The organism is Arthrobacter sp. MP_M4 (assembly GCF_035984855.1).
Lineage (GTDB): Bacteria > Actinomycetota > Actinomycetes > Actinomycetales > Micrococcaceae > Arthrobacter.
Genome location: NZ_JAXCHX010000007.1, coordinates 1 through 16,968, shown reverse-complemented (window position 1 = coordinate 16,968; position 16,968 = coordinate 1). Strand labels below are relative to the sequence as shown.

At 67.1% G+C, this 16,968-nt stretch carries 13 protein-coding genes and 1 pseudogene; 5 read left to right on the top strand and 9 right to left on the bottom strand.

Annotated features, from left to right (window positions below):
* The first annotated feature begins 17 nt into the window (after positions 1-17).
* Positions 18-278, top strand: coding sequence for a 30S ribosomal protein S20 (rpsT, locus tag RCH15_RS07810; RefSeq protein WP_226775157.1), 261 nt, complete (start codon positions 18-20; stop codon positions 276-278).
* A 137-nt stretch (positions 279-415) separates the two neighbouring features.
* Here the strand turns inward: rpsT and holA are convergent, their stop codons facing one another.
* From holA to RCH15_RS07770, 8 genes are all read right to left on the bottom strand, one after another.
* Positions 416-1,429, bottom strand: a complete 1,014-nt coding sequence (holA, locus tag RCH15_RS07805) for a DNA polymerase III subunit delta (RefSeq protein ID WP_326959720.1) — start codon at positions 1,427-1,429, stop codon at positions 416-418.
* Complete coding sequence (locus RCH15_RS07800) at positions 1,363-3,345, bottom strand: ComEC/Rec2 family competence protein (RefSeq protein ID WP_326959718.1); 1,983 nt, start codon at positions 3,343-3,345, stop codon at positions 1,363-1,365. The genes holA and RCH15_RS07800 overlap by 67 nt, the downstream gene beginning before the upstream one ends.
* A gap of 11 nt (positions 3,346-3,356) precedes the next feature.
* A complete protein-coding gene (locus RCH15_RS07795) occupies positions 3,357-4,208 on the bottom strand; it encodes a helix-hairpin-helix domain-containing protein (RefSeq protein ID WP_326959716.1) in 852 nt (283 codons plus the stop codon).
* Positions 4,209-4,331: 123 nt separating this feature from the next.
* A complete protein-coding gene (locus tag RCH15_RS07790) occupies positions 4,332-5,327 on the bottom strand; it encodes a DegV family protein (protein WP_326959714.1) in 996 nt (331 codons plus the stop codon).
* A 96-nt stretch (positions 5,328-5,423) separates the two neighbouring features.
* Entirely contained in the window at positions 5,424-7,955 is a 2,532-nt protein-coding gene (gene leuS, locus RCH15_RS07785; RefSeq protein ID WP_326959712.1) for a leucine--tRNA ligase, read from the bottom strand.
* 300 nt (positions 7,956-8,255) lie between these two features.
* Positions 8,256-9,770: a glycerol kinase GlpK gene (gene glpK / locus RCH15_RS07780; RefSeq protein ID WP_326959710.1), complete on the bottom strand. Its 1,515-nt coding sequence runs from the start codon at positions 9,768-9,770 to the stop codon at positions 8,256-8,258.
* A 50-nt stretch (positions 9,771-9,820) separates the two neighbouring features.
* The gene (locus tag RCH15_RS07775; RefSeq protein ID WP_326959708.1) at positions 9,821-10,570 is read right to left on the bottom strand and encodes an MIP/aquaporin family protein; all 750 of its coding nucleotides are present in this window, start codon (positions 10,568-10,570) and stop codon (positions 9,821-9,823) included.
* Positions 10,571-10,727: 157 nt separating this feature from the next.
* Positions 10,728-12,521, bottom strand: a complete 1,794-nt coding sequence (locus RCH15_RS07770) for a glycerol-3-phosphate dehydrogenase/oxidase (RefSeq protein ID WP_326959706.1) — start codon at positions 12,519-12,521, stop codon at positions 10,728-10,730.
* Positions 12,522-12,646: 125 nt separating this feature from the next.
* Between RCH15_RS07770 and RCH15_RS07765 the strand changes: the two genes are divergently transcribed.
* From RCH15_RS07765 to RCH15_RS07750, 4 genes are read left to right on the top strand one after another with little or no spacing between them, the layout of a single operon-like run.
* Positions 12,647-13,609 carry a sugar-binding transcriptional regulator gene (locus RCH15_RS07765; RefSeq protein WP_326959704.1) on the top strand — a complete coding sequence of 321 codons (963 nt, stop codon included), beginning with the start codon at positions 12,647-12,649 and terminating at the stop codon, positions 13,607-13,609.
* 42 nt (positions 13,610-13,651) lie between these two features.
* Positions 13,652-14,527: an aldo/keto reductase gene (locus RCH15_RS07760; protein WP_326959702.1), complete on the top strand. Its 876-nt coding sequence runs from the start codon at positions 13,652-13,654 to the stop codon at positions 14,525-14,527.
* A 10-nt stretch (positions 14,528-14,537) separates the two neighbouring features.
* Positions 14,538-15,467, top strand: coding sequence for an alpha/beta fold hydrolase (locus RCH15_RS07755; RefSeq protein ID WP_326959700.1), 930 nt, complete (start codon positions 14,538-14,540; stop codon positions 15,465-15,467).
* On the top strand, positions 15,464-16,543 hold the full coding sequence (locus tag RCH15_RS07750; RefSeq protein ID WP_326959698.1) for a glycosyltransferase family 4 protein: 1,080 nt from the start codon (positions 15,464-15,466) through the stop codon (positions 16,541-16,543). Before RCH15_RS07755 ends, RCH15_RS07750 begins: the two co-directional genes overlap by 4 nt.
* A gap of 15 nt (positions 16,544-16,558) precedes the next feature.
* On the opposite strand, the pseudogene RCH15_RS07745 reads toward RCH15_RS07750, so the two are convergent.
* Positions 16,559-16,968: pseudogene (locus RCH15_RS07745) on the bottom strand (hypothetical protein); the annotation flags it as partial.

Sequence of the window (16,968 nt, the reverse complement as noted above, 5' to 3'; positions counted from 1 at the left end):
AAAAAGAGAGTTCACACGTGGCTAATATCAAGTCCCAGAAGAAGCGCATCCTCACCAACGAGAAGGCCCGCCTGCGTAACAACGCAGTCAAGTCCGAGCTGAAGACGGCCATCCGCGCCGTCAACACCGCCGTTGAGTCCACCGACAAGGATGCTGCGGCTACCGCACTGCTTTCCGCCAGCCGCAAGCTGGACAAGGCTGTCAGCAAGGGTGTTCTGCACAAGAACAACGCTGCCAACCGCAAGTCGGCCATCTCCAAGAAGGTCAACGCGCTCTAAGGCTTCCAGTTCACTCGAACTGATGATCGTGGCCGGCACCCTCGGGTGCCGGCCACCTCCAGTTAAGCCACCGGATACGCCTCCGGGCGGGCGCAGGCCGCGCCGCCCGGATCGGCTCCGGCCCTGCAGGCCCTCCGTCAGCGGCGCACCGACGTCGCAATCACCGTCACGGCGTGTTCGACGGCGTAAACCGGGTCCCGGGAGAGGCCCTTGACCTGGGCGTCCGCCTCGGCGGTCACCTGAATGGACCGGACCAGGCCCTCGGGAGTCCAGCGCCGCACCTCCCGCTGCGCCTGTTCCACCAGCCAGGGCTGCATGCCGAGTTGCTTGGCAATCTGGGACGAGGAGCCCTGGGCGCCGGCGACCTTGGCGAGTGTGCGGAGTTTCGCGGCCAGCGCCGCGACGAGGGGAACCGGGTCCGCGCCCGTATCGAGGGCGTGGCGCAGGGTGGACAGTGCCAGCGGGGCGTTCCCGGCCATTGCGGCATCGGCTACCTTGAAAGCCGAGGCTTCGACCCTGCCCCCGTAATACCGGTCCACCATGGCGGCGTCCACGCCGGTAGCGGCATCGGCAATGAGTTGGCTGCAGGCGGCGGCAAGTTCAGCCAGGCTTGCGCCGACGGCGTTGACGAGGGCGTGCACGGCATCCGCTTCGATGCGCCGCGAGGCGGCCCTGAACTCGTTTGTCACGAACGCTATCTTGTCAGCATCCTTCTTCAGCGGCTGGCAGTCCACCACCGGCCAGCCGCCGGCTTTGATGGCGTCCAGCAGCTTCTTACCGCGCACGCCCCCGCTATGGCGGAAGACCAGCACAGCGTCCGGCTCGGGACTGGTGAGATACTTCAGCCCGTCCGCCAGGATCGCATCGTTCATGCCCTCGAGGCCTTCCACTTCGATGAGCTTTTGCTCGCCGAACAGGGACGGGCTGACATTCATTGCGAGGGAACCCGGCTCGTAGTTGCCGGCATTGAGCCGTGTTATCTCGACGTCCGGGGCTGCGGCACGGACCTGTGCCCTGATGCGATCCATGGCGCGGGATCCCAAATAGTCTTCCGGCCCGCCTACCAGCACGACGGCGGCAGGGGTCACATCACGCCAGGTGGCGGTATTCGCCGCCGCGGGCCGGGCGCGTGGGGTCTGGGCAGCAGCCACTGAGGTTTCCTCCCGGAAGGTTGTTTGCAGGTTCTAAGCCTGCCACGGCCTGGACGGTGCACCAAGCCGGAGCGGCGCCCACGCATGGCTGTTCCGCCACGGTCATGGGGAGGCAGCATCCGGTCGAGCATCGCCACAGTCCGTTCATGGGCGGCCCGGGCCAGCCCCACCGTCCGGGCAGGGTGGCAGCCCAGCCAGCAGGCGGCGAGGGCGGCAGCGGAGAACAGCGTCATCGTGGCCACGCCGAAGGCGCCTTCCGGCCAGGGCAGGACAGCGCCGGGCAAGCCGGCGAAGAAACGTGCGATTCCGCCCACCCCGTTGGCGAAGGCGGCCGCGACGGCCAGCGGCACTGTAGCGAGGGCAGGGGCCAGAGCTGCCAGCGGCACAGCCGCCGTCCCCAGCAACGTCACAGGGGCGACAAGGACAGCAGCAGCGATGTTGGCGGGCAGGGCATAGGCCGAGAATTGCGGCTGCAGCAAGACGATCACGGGGCCGCAGAAAGTCTGGGCAGAGAGCGGAACCGCTACTCCGGCCGCCGCCCACCGCGGCACCCACTCCGGAAACCAGCCCAGAATTGCCCTGCCCGTCATCACGATGCCGAGCGTTGCAAGGACGGAGAGCAGGAACCCGAAGCTGATGGCCAACGCCGGTTGCGCCAGCACGAGTCCTGCCACTGCGAGGCACAAGAGGCTCAGCCCCCGTCCGGGGCGGCCTCCGGCCAGGGCCACGAGGCCAATGGCGCCCATCACAGCGGCCCGCAGGACGCTGGCGTCCGGGCCAACCATCAGGACGAACAGGGCCAGCCCGCCCAGGCACAGGACCGCAGTCACTGCACGATTGGACCGCAGGCTGCGCGCGCCCAGCAGAAAGGCACCCAGAATGATGCTGCAGTTTGCCCCGCTGACTGCCGTCAGGTGGGTCATTCCGACCGTTTTCATGGCAGTGTCCAGGTCCGGGTCCACGGAGCTGGTGTCACCGGTGACCATTCCCGGAAGGAGCCCGCGGGCATCTCCCGCGAACTGCCCGGCGGCATCGGAGAACCGGCTCCGGAGCTCCCGTGGGCCGTACTGCCAGGGCCCGGGTTGACCGATCGCGAGCGGCGCGGAACTTGCCGAGAGGACCGCCGCTTCAGCCTGGCCGGGTCCGGGAGGTTTGAGCTTGCCGGTGGTCCGGATCCGGATGCCGGGGTTGGCATGCTCCCAGTCGGCGCCACCCAGCACCAGCAACCGCGCCGGCGCGCGGACCCGGTGGGCGTCGAAGGTCATTTCAATCATGGTGGCCGGCACGGCCCAGCGGTCCGATAGCCCGGAACGTCCGGGAGCCGTGAGCCGCCGCGGTGCCCCCGAGACCTCCACCTCCACTGCCACGGTGTGGCCTCCGGCAGCGGCAGCGGACACGGCCTCCTCATTCCCGGCGGCGGATTCGGCGGCGGCATGCCCGGCCGTCGCCGCGGCGAGAAGCAACGCCACCGCCAGCGTTGCGAGGAAACTCCGCCGGGCCGGACCACCGGTTTTCCGCCTCCTGCAAACGGACCCTGCCCGGAGCAGGAGGAGCCCCGCCCCTGCCAGGAAGCTCAGGCCGAGCACCGCCAGCTGTGCCGGGTTTAAGTGGGGCGCCGCCGCTGCCGTGGCCCAGACCAGCACCGCCGAAGGAACCAGGCGGACGTCGGTTCTGCGCAGCAGGTGCTCCCGGTTCCTGTGGGACCGGGCCGGGCCCGGAAAGGACTCGATGAGGTCCCTGAACCTCACACGGCGCGGGCGCTGTCCAAGAGGCCCCGGCTGTCCCGGCTGTCCAGGCGGCCCCGGCGGCCCGGAGAGCCCGGGCGGTGGCAGCGCGTTCTCTGCTTCCGGGTCGTTGCCGGGACCGCGGCCAAGGGCTGCGTCAATGTACTGCTGCCAGCGGCTGGCCCGCTCCATGCCGGGCTCCCTCAGACCCGGACCAGCGGCAACAGGGCTGCGAGCATCTTCTCGCCGACACCGTCCACGGCGTCCAGTTCTTCCACCCGCTGGAAACGACCGTGCTGGCCGCGCCAGTCCACAATCCGTTGGGCCAGCACCGGCCCGACGCGCGGCAGGGTGGCCAGTTCCTCGACGCTGGCGGTGTTCAGGTTGATCTTCCCGGCAGCGGTCGGGAGCGCACCGGAGGACGGTCCGCCCGCGGCGGCCGCATCACCGGCCGGAGGGGTTCCGTCCGGAACAGTTTCGCCCTGCCGCGGCACCAGGATTTTCTGTCCGTCCTCAAGGACAGCCGCGAGATTGAGCTGGCCCGAATCGGCATCCGGGGAACCACCTCCCGCCGCAGCGATGGCCTCGTGCAGCCGGCTCCCCTGCGGCAATTCCACGATGCCGGCCCGGACAACGGCACCGGCCACGTGCACGATGATCTTTCCCGTGGCGGGCGGCGATGAAATGACGGGGTCGGGTTCGGGATGGGAATCCGGAGCGGGCCCATCGCCGTCCGCTGCGATCCCGGTGGAACTTAGCGGGCCGAGATCCGTGGGGGCATGCGCCGCCTGCCACCAGAACCAGCCGAGGAACACTGCGGCGACCAGGCACAGCACTGCGGCGGCGCGGGCACCGGTGCGCCACCTGAGACGGGGACCGCGGCGGACTGGCGGGTCACCGGGTTCCGGCCCGGGCTGAGGTGCAGAACCGGAGACCAGCGGCGGTATGGAGAGCAGGCCGGCATCTGTTGCGGGGCCGGCTACGGCAGCGGACAGCCTGCGCGCGGCATGGCCGTCTCCGCTGCTGGCTGGGTATCCCGGATCGTGGCGCGGCATGCGCCCATCCTACGAAGCGCCGGCAGCGCCCCTCGGGGTCGAGGTGTCCTATGTGGATACCGGGATACGGCGGCAGCAGGCCGCCGGGCCGGCGGGGCCCAGGACACCGGCCTGGAGGCCGGGCTATATCCCGGCGGATGGTTCCGGATCCGCGGCAGGAGTGGTCTCCCCGACCACCACAGCAAGGACACCAAGTCCGGCGTGGGCAGCCAGCACGGCGGGCAGCGCGCTGATTTGAACGGGCGGACTTCCGGGAACCGCCGTGGCCAGCTCCAGAGCCAGCTGGTCGGCCTCGGCGGGGTTGCCGAAATGGTGGACCGCGAACCTTGCCAGCCCCGCCGGGCGGCTGGCGGCGTCGGACACGGCGATCTCCTGGAGCCGTGCGATGGCTTTCGCCGCGGATCGAATTTTCTCCAGCGGCACCACTTTGCCGTCCACGACCGCGAGGAGGGGCTTGATGGAGAACATGGTGCCCCACATGGACGCCCCCGCTCCGATCCGTCCGCCGCGGCGCAGCTGTTCGAGGCTCGGCACATAGAAGTAAACCCTGGTGCGGGCTAGCTCCTGCTCGGCGGACGTCCGAACTTCCGCCGCTGCTCCGCCGCCCGTGGCTGCGCGGACGGCACTTTGGACGCCCATGCCCAGTGCCATGCCGACGGTCCGCGAGTCAATGACCTCCACGGGGATGCCTACCCGGGCAGCGGCGAGCCGGGCTGAGTCGACAGTTCCGGACAGTTCCCCGGAGATGTGGACCGAGACGACAGCATCAAAGCCCAGCCGTCCGGCAGCCAGGTAGGCCTGCTCGAACTGGCCCGGGGAAGGCCGGGAGGTCTTGACGGGCTTACCGCTCGCCAGAGCCAGCGCGATGGTGTCGGTGATGTCGTCCTCACCCTCGCCGTAGATCTCCGCTCCCACCATCACCGGCATCGGGACGACGGCAAGGCGCCCGTCGCCGGAGACGGCGCGGACCCAGTCGGCCGGCAGTGCCGCAGCGGAGTCCGTGACCACGGCCGTGCGGACCACGGCGGGGCTGTTGCCGGGGGCAGTGGACCGGGGCTGGCGTAAGCCGCCGAGGCGCTCCTTGAGCCACGGCCACCCCGCGGGGTCGCGATCGGGCATGCGGAACCTCTTGCTCTCTGCTCTGGCTGTCGAACACGCGGCACGGTCCGGCCGCCGGGAGACCCCGGCGGCCGGACCAACGGACAGTCTGCCCCGCTAAGCCGGGACGATGTTGACCAGTTTAGGCGCCCGCACGATGACGGTGCGGATGCTGCGGCCATCGAGGGCACGCTGGACATTCTCCGAGCCCAGCGCCAGTTCCCGCAGCTCGTCCTCGCCGATCTCCGGGGAGACGTCGAGCCGGTCACGGACCTTGCCCTGCACCTGGACGACGGCGGTGACGGTGTCCTGCACCAACAGGGCGGGGTCGTGCGCGGGCCAACCGGCATTGGCCACCGAGGCGGGGTGCCCCAGCACGTTCCAGAGATCCTCTGCCGTGTAGGGCGCGAAGAGGCTCAGGATGACCGCGACGGCCTCGACGGCTTCGCGGACCGCCGGATCGGCGCCTCCCGCTCCGGTGCCCGCATCAATAGTCTTGCGGGTCGCGTTGACGAGCTCCATGAGCTTGGCCACGACCACATTGAACTTGTTGTGGTCCAGCAAGGCTTCGGCGTCGGCGATCGTGCGGTGCGTGACGGTACGCAGGGCGCGGTCGCCCGCGGCGAAGTCGACGCCCGGAGCACTGGCAACGTCCTGGCCCAACCGCCAGGCGCGGGCCAGGAACTTTGCAGAACCCGACGGCGAGACGTCCGCCCAGTCGACGTCGTCCTCCGGCGGGGAGGCGAAGATCATGGTGAGCCGGACGGCGTCGACGCCGTACTTGTCCAACTGCTCGCCGAGGTCAACGCCGTTGCCCAGGGACTTGCTCATGGCTTTGCCGCCGTTGAGCACCTGTCCCTGGTTCAGGAGTGCACTGAAGGGCTCGTCGGCGTCGATCATGCCGAGGTCGTGGATGACTTTGGTGAAGAACCGCGCATAAAGCAAATGCAGGATGGCGTGCTCCACGCCGCCCACGTACTGCCCCACCGGCATCCAGTCATTGATCTTCTCCGGATCGAACGGGCCGTCCGTGAACTGGGGCGAGACGAAACGCAGGAAATACCAGGAGGAATCCACGAACGTGTCCATGGTGTCCGTGTCCCGCCTGGCCGGGCCGTGGCAACTGGGGCACTGAACATTGACCCAGCTTTCGACGGCGGCCAACGGCGACGTGCCCTTTGGGGACAGGTCCTCCCCGCGCAGGTCCGCCGGCAGGGTGACAGGCAGTTGATCGTCCGGCACCGGGACTTCCCCGCAGGCAGGGCAGTGGATGATCGGGATCGGGGTGCCCCAGAAGCGCTGCCGGCTGAGCAGCCAGTCGCGCAGACGGAAGTTCACGAATTTCTCGCCGGCGCCCTGCTGCTGCAGGATTTCGATGGCGGCCGGAATGGCTTCTGCCTTGGGCAGGCCGTCCAGGGCACCGGAGTTGATCAGGGTGCCCTCGCCCGTCGTCGCCGTCCCGCTGACGGCGGGATCCTCCTCGCCGGTATCCAGCACTGCCCGTACCGGCAGGTCAAAGGTGCGCGCGAAGTCGAGGTCGCGCTGGTCGTGGGCGGGGACGGCCATGATGGCGCCGGTGCCGTAGTCCGCCAGCACGTAGTCGGCTGCCCAGACGGGCAGCTTCTCGCCGTTGAGCGGGTTGATGGCGTACCGGCCGGTGAAGACACCGGTCTTTTCCCGCTCGGTGGACTGCCGTTCGATTTCGGAGAGCGCCTTGACCTGTTCGCGGTAGGCGTCCAGGGCCCCGGCATGTTCGGCGGTGACCAGTTCGACGGCGATCGGCGCGTCGGCCGCGACGACAAAGAACGTCGCACCGAACAGGGTGTCGGGTCGGGTGGTAAACACCTGGACGTCCTTGGCGGGCTTGCCGGCGTCGGCCTCGATGACGAAGGTGACGTGCGCGCCCTCGGACCGTCCGATCCAGTTCTTCTGCATGGCCAGGACGCGTTCGGGCCAGTGCCCGCGCAGTTCGTCCATGTCCTCGAGCAGCCGGTCGGCGTAGTCGGTGATCTTGAAGTACCACTGGTTCAGGGACTTTTTGGTGACCTGTGTGCCGCAACGCTCACAGGCGCCGTTGACGACCTGTTCGTTGGCCAGCACCGTCTGGTCCTTGGGGCACCAGTTGACGGGCGAATTTTTGCGGTAGGCCAGGCCGCGCTCGTGGAAGCGTTTGAAAAGCCACTGGGTCCACCGGTAGTACTCCGGGTCGGACGTGTGGATCCGCCGGGACCAGTCGGCCGAGATGGCGTAGCGCTTGAACGACGCCGCCTGGGTGTCAATGTTGGCGTAGGTCCACTCGCTGGGGTGGGCGTTGCGCTTGATGGCCGCGTTCTCGGCGGGCAGGCCAAAGGAGTCCCAGCCGATCGGGTGCAGTACATCGTAGCCCTGCTGGCGGAGGTACCGGGCGACGACGTCTCCCATGGCAAACGCTTCGGCGTGACCCATGTGAAGATCGCCGGAGGGGTACGGAAACATGTCCAGAACGTACCGCCGCTCCTTGGAGCCGTCGTCGACGGGCGTGAAGACTTTGAGGTCTTCCCAGACCTGCGGCCATTTGGCTTCCATGGTCGCGAAGCTGTAGGCACCCTCTTCGGGGGCCCCCGCTGCCACTGCTGGTGTTCCGGTGTCTGTCTCCGGCTGAACGCTCACTGCTGGCCTCTTCTGTTCTGTCAATTATCTCGGATCAGGACTGTCCCGCCTGAACCCTTAGTCCGCTGCTGCGGGCCGGCGATGGGCCCAGACACACAAAAGCCCCTCGACACGGAGGGGCGGCCGCTTGGCAATCCGGGTTTTATCGGGATGCCGCGCGGCTAGCTAAGCAGAAGGATTGCACGCATAGCTCTACTTTAGCGCACCCACAAACCCCTCGAAGCTGAACTGGAAAAGGGGCCGGTGACTCCCCGCCATGGTGTGGCGGGGAGTCACCGGCCCCTTTTCGGGGCCCTGCAGCTACTTCACGTCCTCATCGACCCAGTCCATGGACTTGGTGACGGCCTTCTTCCAGAGACGCATCTGGCGTTCGCGCTCGGACTGTTCCATCTGCGGTTCCCACCGCTTGTCCTCGGACCAGTTGGCGGAACATTCGCCGAGATCCTTCCAGAAGCCGACGGCGAGCCCGGCGGCGTAGGCGGCACCCAGGGAGGTGGTTTCCACGACCTTGGGCCGGATTACCGGGACACCCAGGATGTCTGCCTGGAACTGCATGAGTGCGTCGTTGGCGACCATGCCGCCGTCGACCTTCAGTTCCGTCAGCGGCACGCCGGAGTCCGCGTTGACGGCGTCGAGCACTTCGCGGGTCTGGAAGGCGGTAGCTTCCAGCGCCGCGCGGGCGATGTGGTTCTTGTTCACGAAGCGGGTCAGGCCGACAATCGCACCGCGGGCGTCCGAACGCCAGTAGGGGGCGAAGAGTCCGGAGAACGCCGGAACGATGTACACGCCGCCGTTGTCCGTGACGGCGGCCGCCAGTGTCTCCACTTCCGGGGCGCTGCTGATCATGCCAAGGTTGTCCCGCAGCCACTGCACCAGCGAACCGGTGACGGCGATGGAGCCTTCCAGGGCGTAGTGCGGCTTGGCGTCGCCGAGCTTGTAGCCCACCGTCGTCAGCAGCCCGTTCTTGGAGTGGACAATTTCCTCACCGGTGTTGAAGATGAGGAAGCAGCCGGTGCCGTAGGTGTTCTTGGCCTCGCCGGCGTCGAACGCGGCCTGACCGAACGTGGCTGCCTGCTGGTCACCGAGGATGCCGGCGACCGGAACCTCGCGCAGCAGCTGGGACGTGTGGACCGTGCCATAGACCTCGGAAGAGGACTTGATGGCCGGCATCATCGACGCGGGGACACCGAAAGCGTCCAGGATCTCCTGGTCCCAGGAGAGGGTCTCGAGATCCATGAACAGGGTCCGTGAGGCGTTGGTGACATCCGTGACGTGGACGCCGCCGTCGGTCCCGCCGGTCAGGTTCCAAAGCACCCATGCGTCGGTGTTGCCGAAGACGAGGTCCCCGGCTTCGGCTCTGGCGCGGGCACCCTCGACGTTGTCCAGGATCCACTTGATCTTGGTGCCGGAGAAGTAGGTGGCCAGCGGCAGGCCCACCTTCTGCTTGAACCGGTCCGGTCCCCCGTCCTTGGCCAGCTCGTCCACGATCGACTGGGTACGGGTGTCCTGCCAGACGATCGCGTTGTACACGGCTTTGCCGGTGGTCTTGTCCCAGACAACGGCGGTTTCGCGCTGGTTGGTGATGCCGACGGCGGCGATGTCGTGGCGGGTCAGGTTGGCCTTGGAGAGGGCGGAAGCGATGACCTCACGGGTGTTGTTCCAGATCTCGGCGGGATCGTGCTCCACCCAGCCTGCCTGCGGGAAAATCTGCTCGTGTTCCATTTGTCCGGAGGAAACAATATTGCCGCTGTGGTCGAACACGATGGCGCGGCTGCTGGTGGTGCCCTGGTCAATGGCGATTACGTACTGGTTCATGTTGACGTCCTTGTCTTGGGAATGGCAGGTAAATGAGTCAGCAGGGGGTTTCAGGCGGCCGCAGTGGCGATGATGGGCACAACGGCTGCGACGATGCCGGCGAGGCCGCCACCGACCAGCGGTCCGACGACGGGAATCCAGGAGTAGCTCCAGTCGGAGGACCCCTTGCCCTTCATGGGCAGCAGGGCGTGGGCGATGCGCGGGCCGAGGTCACGGGCCGGGTTGATGGCGTAGCCGGTAGGGCCACCGAGGGACACACCGATGCCGACGACCAGCAGTGCCACCGCCAGCGGTCCGAGGCCCGAAGGCGTTCCACCGAAGGTCAGGATGACGAAGACGAGGACGAAGGTGCCGACGATCTCCGTGATCAGGTTCCACGGGGTGGAGCGGATTGCCGGGCCGGTCGAGAACACGCCCAGCTGGTTGGCGGACTCCGGCTCAGCATCGAAGTGCTGCTTGTAGGCCAGCCACATCACGACAGCGCCGAGGAAGGCGCCGAGCAGTTCACCGCCGAAGTAGGTGAAGGTGGAGGCGAAGTCAACCGGAACGCCGGGGGCGTACTCCTTCTTGCCATTGAGCAGCAGGCCGAACGTGACGGCCGGGTTCAGGTGCGCCCCGGACTTGGCGGCGACATAGACACCGGCGAAGACGGCGATGCCCCATCCCCAGGTCACCATCAGGAACCCGCCGTTGTTGCCCTTGGTGCCTTTGAGTGCCACGTTCGCCACGACGCCGCAACCCAGCAGGGTCAGCATCGCGGTACCGAATACTTCGGACAGGAAAACTATTCCAAGAGACATCTTTGACTCCTCTATTTTCTGTTGTCAGCCTCTCGCGAGTTTGAGAGGCTGTTGGGCCGGCAACGCGTTGGCGCTGCCGGCCGGCCACTGCGCCGGTCCCCAAATGAACCGCGCAGTCCTTGCGCCCGGAGGTCCCCCGTCCGGGCGCCGAGGTCTATCAGGAGACCAGGCTGTGGACCTGGACACCGTGGAACCGCTTGAGCACCTCCTGGGCGTGGGTGATCTCGGAAGCCCGGGCTGCCGCGTCCCAGCCCAGCGGCCCGGCGAGGATCTCGGCGACTTCGTTGAGAAGTTCGCCGGTGACCAGCCCGCGGAAGGCAAGGGAGGTACGGCGGATCAGGACGTCAATCAAGTGCCCCACCTGCTCGTTGCGGGCCATGAACTCCAGTTCGCGGACGCTGAGCTCACGGGTTGAGTGCAGGAGCCGATCCGGTGCGGAGCCAGCGGCGCCGTCGAGGAAGCGGATGACTTCCTCAGCCCGGGTGCCGTAGCGGGTCAGCAGCACGGCGGTCCGGTCCGCGTCCCGGCCCTCCGCCATGTGTGTCTTGATCCAACGCTGGACGCCGTCCTCGCTGTCCGGGAAGCCGTCGCCGCCGCCGATGGCGAGTTTCGCCGTCGAGACTTTCCGCTCCATTCCCAGCTCGGCGAGGACGTCGTTGCTCAGGTGCTCGGCCAGGGCGCGGAAGGTGGTCCATTTTCCGCCGACAAGGCTGAGCACGGCGGCGCCGGACTTGCCCTCCCCGGCCGCGCGGTGTTCGATGCGGTAGTCACGGCTGACGAAGCCCGGCTGTGTGGCGTCGTGCTTGGGCAGCGGACGGACTCCCGAGAAGGTATAGACGATCTGGTCCCGGTCCACGGCGATGTCCGGGAAGACGTGGCCGATCAGGTCGAAGAAGTAGTCGATCTCCTCCTCGGTGCAGACGGCATCGGCTGCCATGTCGGCGTCGATGTCCGTGGTGCCGACGAGGACGCGGTCCCCCATCGGGTAGATCAGCACGATCCGGCCGTCGGTGTGTTCGAAGAAGATTTCGCGGCCGTTGCAGGCAGCCAGCAGTTCGGGGTGGTCCAGCACGATGTGCGAGCCCTTGGTGCCGCCCATGAAGGCCGATGCCGCACCCATCGCCTGGTTGGTCTGGTCAACCCAGGCTCCGGTGGTGTTGACGATGACTTCGGCGGAGAACTCGAACAGCTCACCGGTCAGCTCGTCGCGGAGTTCCACGGTGCTGCCTGTGCGCCCCGCTCCGGCCGCGTCCTTCACGGACACGAGGGAGAGGTAGTTGCTGGCGCGGGCGTCACTGGCTCCGGCAGCCCCGGCCTTTTCGCCGTCCTGGAGGACGTCCAGCGTGAGGCGCTCCGGGTTGTGGACGGAAGCGTCGAAGTAGGTCGCAGCGTACTTGATGCCCGGGTGCAGCGCCGGCAGCTCAGCCAGTGCACGCTTGCGGCCACGGAACTGGTGGCGCGGCACGGTTCCCCCGTCACGGGAGAAGGAGTCGTACATGCTCAGGCCGAGCTTGATCAAGAAGGCACCGCGTTCTTTCGGCGCACCCTGCTGCTTGTGGGTGAGGAACCGCAGCGGCGCGGACAGAATGCCGGAGAACGTGCTGAAGATAGGGATGGTGGTCTGCAGCGGCTTCACGTAGTGCGGCGCGATGCGCAGCAGCCGGTTGCGTTCCACTACCGATTCCTGAACGAGGCGGAACTCGCCGTTCTCGAGGTAACGGATGCCGCCGTGGATCATGTGCGAGGAGGCGCCGCTGGCTCCCTGGCAGTAGTCACCGCGCTCCACGAGGGCGACATCCACGCCCTGCAGGGCGAGGTCCCGGAACGTGCCCACGCCGTTGATGCCGCCGCCGATAATGAGCACCTGTGCGTGCGGCCGCGTCCGCAGCTTGCGCACCGATGCCCGCTCGCCGGTCGATGCCTGGTTGCGGGCTGAATCCTTCTGTCCCAAGAACTGCTCCTTTGGGTCTGGTTCTGTGCGGCGCGCCCTGCGGCGCGCCGCCGTTCATCACTATTCTTTGGAGTATTGGAAAATGGAGTCAAGCACTATGCACAAACGTGCAGAACGGAAGTGGGATGACACCCTCACGCAGCTCCGACGCCCTCCGCGCCGCCCAGTTGTATTACCTGCAGGACTTGACCATGGACGCGATTGCGCGGGAGCTGCGCACGTCGCGGTCCACCGTATCGCGCCTGCTTTCTTCGGCCCGTGAATCCGGCCTGGTGCAGATCCAAATCCGCAGCCCGCTGGATACCGGCCCGGAGCTGGAGAGCATGATCCGTGCCGAATACAAGGTGGACGTGCACGTGGTTCCGGTAGTGGACACCCTCAATGAGGCGGAAACACTGGACCGCGTGGCCATGCAGGCAGCCCGGACCATTGGGCCGCTGGTGGACTCAAACGCCATCATCGGCGTCGCCTGGGGTTCGACCTTGAGCGCAGTCAGCCGGCACCTGACCCGCAAAATCACGCACGACTGCGTGATCGTCCAGCTCAACGGCGCTGGAAACATGGAAACCACGGGCATCACCTACGCCGCCGACATCATGCGCCGCTTCGGCAGCGCCTACGGTGCGCGGGTGGAGCAGTTTCCGGTCCCGGCGTTCTTCGATCACGCCGCGACGAAGGATGCCATGTGGAATGAGCGCAGTGTGCAGCGCATCCTGGAGCTGCAGGCACGCATGAGTATCGCGATATTCGGCGTCGGATCGGTGGACGCCGATTATCCCAGCCACGTCTACGCAGGCGGTTACCTGGACGAGAACGACCTCGACGTCCTGGCTACCTCGGACGTCGTGGGCGACGTCGCCACGGTGTTTTTCCGTGCCGATGGCTCTTCGGACGGCATCACCTTGAACGAGCGCTCTACCGGCCCGGACCTTGCCCAGCTGCGCCAGGTCCGCCGAAGAATCTGTGTGGTTTCGGGAGCGTCCAAGATCAACGGACTGCGCGGTGCTCTTGCTGCAGGCCTGGCGACCGACTTGATCCTCGATGAGGCCAGCGCCCGGCGCCTGGTCAGCTTCGACGGCTTGTCCTGAGCCGTGGGGAGGACGGGCGGCGGAGTCGGTAAAGTCGGGGTTATGAAACCCTCTCCCCGGCTCAGCCTCAACAACGGTGTACTGATTGATCAGTTGGGGTTTGGACTTTACAAGGTGCCCGCTGCCGACGCTCCGGACCTGGTGACCATGGCGCTGGAGTCCGGCTACCGGCATTTCGACACCGCCGCCATGTACGGCAACGAGGCAGGCGTTGGCCGGGGCATCGGGGCTTTATCCGGATTCGACGGGCGCAACGCCCGCGGCGGCTCCGGCGAGGCCTCCCCTTCGCTCTCCCGCGAGGACCTGTTCGTGACTACCAAGCTCTGGAACGACGACCAGGGCTACGACGCAACGCTGCGCGCCTTTGACACGTCCATGGCCAACCTTGGACTGGAGTACGTCGATCTGTACCTGATCCACTGGCCCTGCCCGCAACGGGGTCTCTACTCCCAGAGCTACAAAGCCATGGAGACGATGTACCGGGAGGGCAGGGCCCGGGCCATCGGAGTCTCGAACTTCGAACCGGACCATCTGGACCGCCTGCTGCAGACTGCCGAGGTCATCCCGGCCGTGAACCAGATCGAGCTTCACCCCTGGCTCCAGCAGGAGGAGCTGCGCGCCTTGCACAGCGGGCTCGGCATCACCACCGAGGCGTGGAGCCCCCTGGGGCGCGGCCAGGTCCTGCAGGACGAGGTGGTCGTGGACCTGGCGGCCACGCACGGCAAGACCCCTGCCCAGATCATCCTTCGCTGGCATATGCAGCTCGGCAACGTCGCCATCCCGAAGGCAAGCTCCTCCGCCCGGATTCGGGAAAACCTGAACGTCTTCGGCTTCAGCCTGGACGACTCCGCCATGGACGCCCTGGCCGGCCTGGACCGCGGCGTCCGCACCGGCTCCAACCCGAACACTGTCAATTAGGACTCATCGAATGGATCATGTGGCCACCCAGCCCTCCCCCGGCACTCCCCTGTTCAGCGCCGGCCTCGACGCCCGCACCCACGCCGCGGAAGTGGACCTTGCCGGTACGCGGGCTGCGTACTGGGCCTACGAGCCCGTCCGCGTGACCCCGGAGACACAGACCATCCTGGTGGTGCACGGCTTCCGCGGCGACCACCATGGCCTGCTCCGGGTGGCCGACCAGCTCCCCGAAATGCGTCTCATCATGCCGGATCTGCCCGGCTTCGGCAGCTCCGCCGCTTTTCCCGATTCCGGACACAGCGTCGAGCGGTACATCCAGTTCCTGGCCGAATTCATGGCGGCGCTGCACCTGGGCCCCGACACGGTCCTGTTGGGGCATTCCTTTGGCTCCATCGTGGCGAGCCATTTCGTGGCAGCCCACCCTGGAAGGGTCAGTGAACTGATCCTGATCAACCCGATCGCTGCCCCTGCCCTGGAGGGGTCCAAGGGGCTGATGACCAAACTCGCCGTCCTGTACTACGAAGCCGCGGCACGGCTGCCGCGCCGGCTGGGCCAGGGCCTGCTGCGCAGCCAGTTGATCGTCCGGATCATGAGCGAGGCGATGGCGAAGACCAAGGACAAGAACCTCCGCCGATTTGTGCACGCCCAGCACAGCGCCTATTTCTCCGCGTTCGCGGACCGGCAAAGCCTGCTGGAGGCGTTCAAGGCCTCGGTGGGCAGCAACGTGGCCGAGGTGGCCTCCGCCCTTACGCTTCCGGTGCTGCTGATCGCCGGTGAAAAGGACGAGATCGCCGCGCTGCCGGACCAGCACATTCTGCTGGGCCTCCTGCCGGATGCAGCCCTCACTGTGATCCCCGACGTCGGGCACCTGATCCACTACGAAACCCCGGAGCCCGCCGCGGCGGCCATCCGACGCTTCCTGAAGGACCATTCCTCGTGAAAATTATTGTCGATGCCCGTTTCACCCGCCTGGACCACCATGACGGCATCAGCCGCTACGGTGCAAGCCTGATCGCGGCCACTGCCAAAGTCGCCGATGTCTCCATGCTGATCAGCGATGTCCGTCAACTGGCCCTGCTGCCGGACGTGCCCTACACCCTGATCAACAGCCCGCTGTCCCCCGCCGAGATATTCGTCGCGTCCAAGGTGAACAACCTGGGCGCCGATGTTGTGGTGTGCCCCATGCAGACCATGGGCAGCTGGGGCCGGAGGTACCCGCTGGTGCTGACCCTGCACGATTTGATCTACTACGAACACCCGGCGCCTCCGGGCTTCCTGCCGGCTCCGGTGCGGGTCCTCTGGCGGCTGTACCACAAGGCTTTCTGGCCCCAGCGCCTGCTCCTGAACCGGGCCGACGTCGTCGCAACCATCAGCTCCACTACCGCGGCATTGATCGCGAAGTACCGGTTGACCAGCAGGCCCGTCCGAATCGTCGGCAACGCCCCGCAGCACGGACATACGCCCCGGGATGCTGGCGCAGGGGCGGACAAGACGCTGCTGTACATGGGGTCCTTCATGCCGTACAAAAACGTCGAAACCATGGTCAAGGGAATGGCGGAGCTGCCGGACATGACTCTGCACCTGCTCAGCCGGATCACCCCCGAACGCCGGGCGGAACTCCAGGCCCTGGCACCCGCCGGCGCGCACATCGTGTTCCATAACGGCGTCACCGACGCTGAGTATGAGGCTCTGCTGGGGCGAACCACGGCCCTGATCAGCCTTTCCAAAGCCGAGGGTTACGGACTGCCCCTCGTTGAAGCGATGTCCCATGGCACCCCCGTGATAGCCAGCGACATCGCAATTTTCCGGGAGGTGGGCGGGGACGCCGTCAGCTACGTCCATCCGGACTCCCCGGAGGAGTTCGCGGCCGCGGTGCGGAAGCTGGAGGAGCCGGACGTGTGGAAAGCACGGTCCCGCCGCGGGGTGGAACGCGCAGCGGATTTCAGCTGGGACGAGTCGGCCCGCAGGCTCCTGGACGCTGCGGAAGAAGCCCTGGCGCTCCACGCACGCCGCTAGGTTGCAGCCTTGCCGTCAGGCCGCGAGTTGATACTTTGCGGGTAGAGGGTCGACGGGGAGTTCCTGGTCGGGGTCCGGGCCGGGGTCCGGCGGTAGTCCCGTGTCCAGCTCCGCGTCCAGGTCCCAGTCCGGGTTCCCGTCCGGGTCCCAGTCCGTCGGCGGGTTCCAGCCCGGATCGTCGCCTGGTGGCGGGTTCCAGCCCGGATCGTCATCCGGTGGCGGGTTCCAGCCCGGATCGTCATCCGGTGGCGGGTTCCTGCCCGGATCGTCATCCGGTGGCGGGTTCCAGCCCGGATCGTCATCCGGTGGGAGGTCCCAGTCCAAGCCCGCGTCGTGTTCCTCGTCCGGTGGCGGTGTCCGGCCCTGGCCCTTGTCCAGTGGCGGCCCCGGGTTCGTTTGCGGGTCCGGGGTCTGAGCTGCCGGCG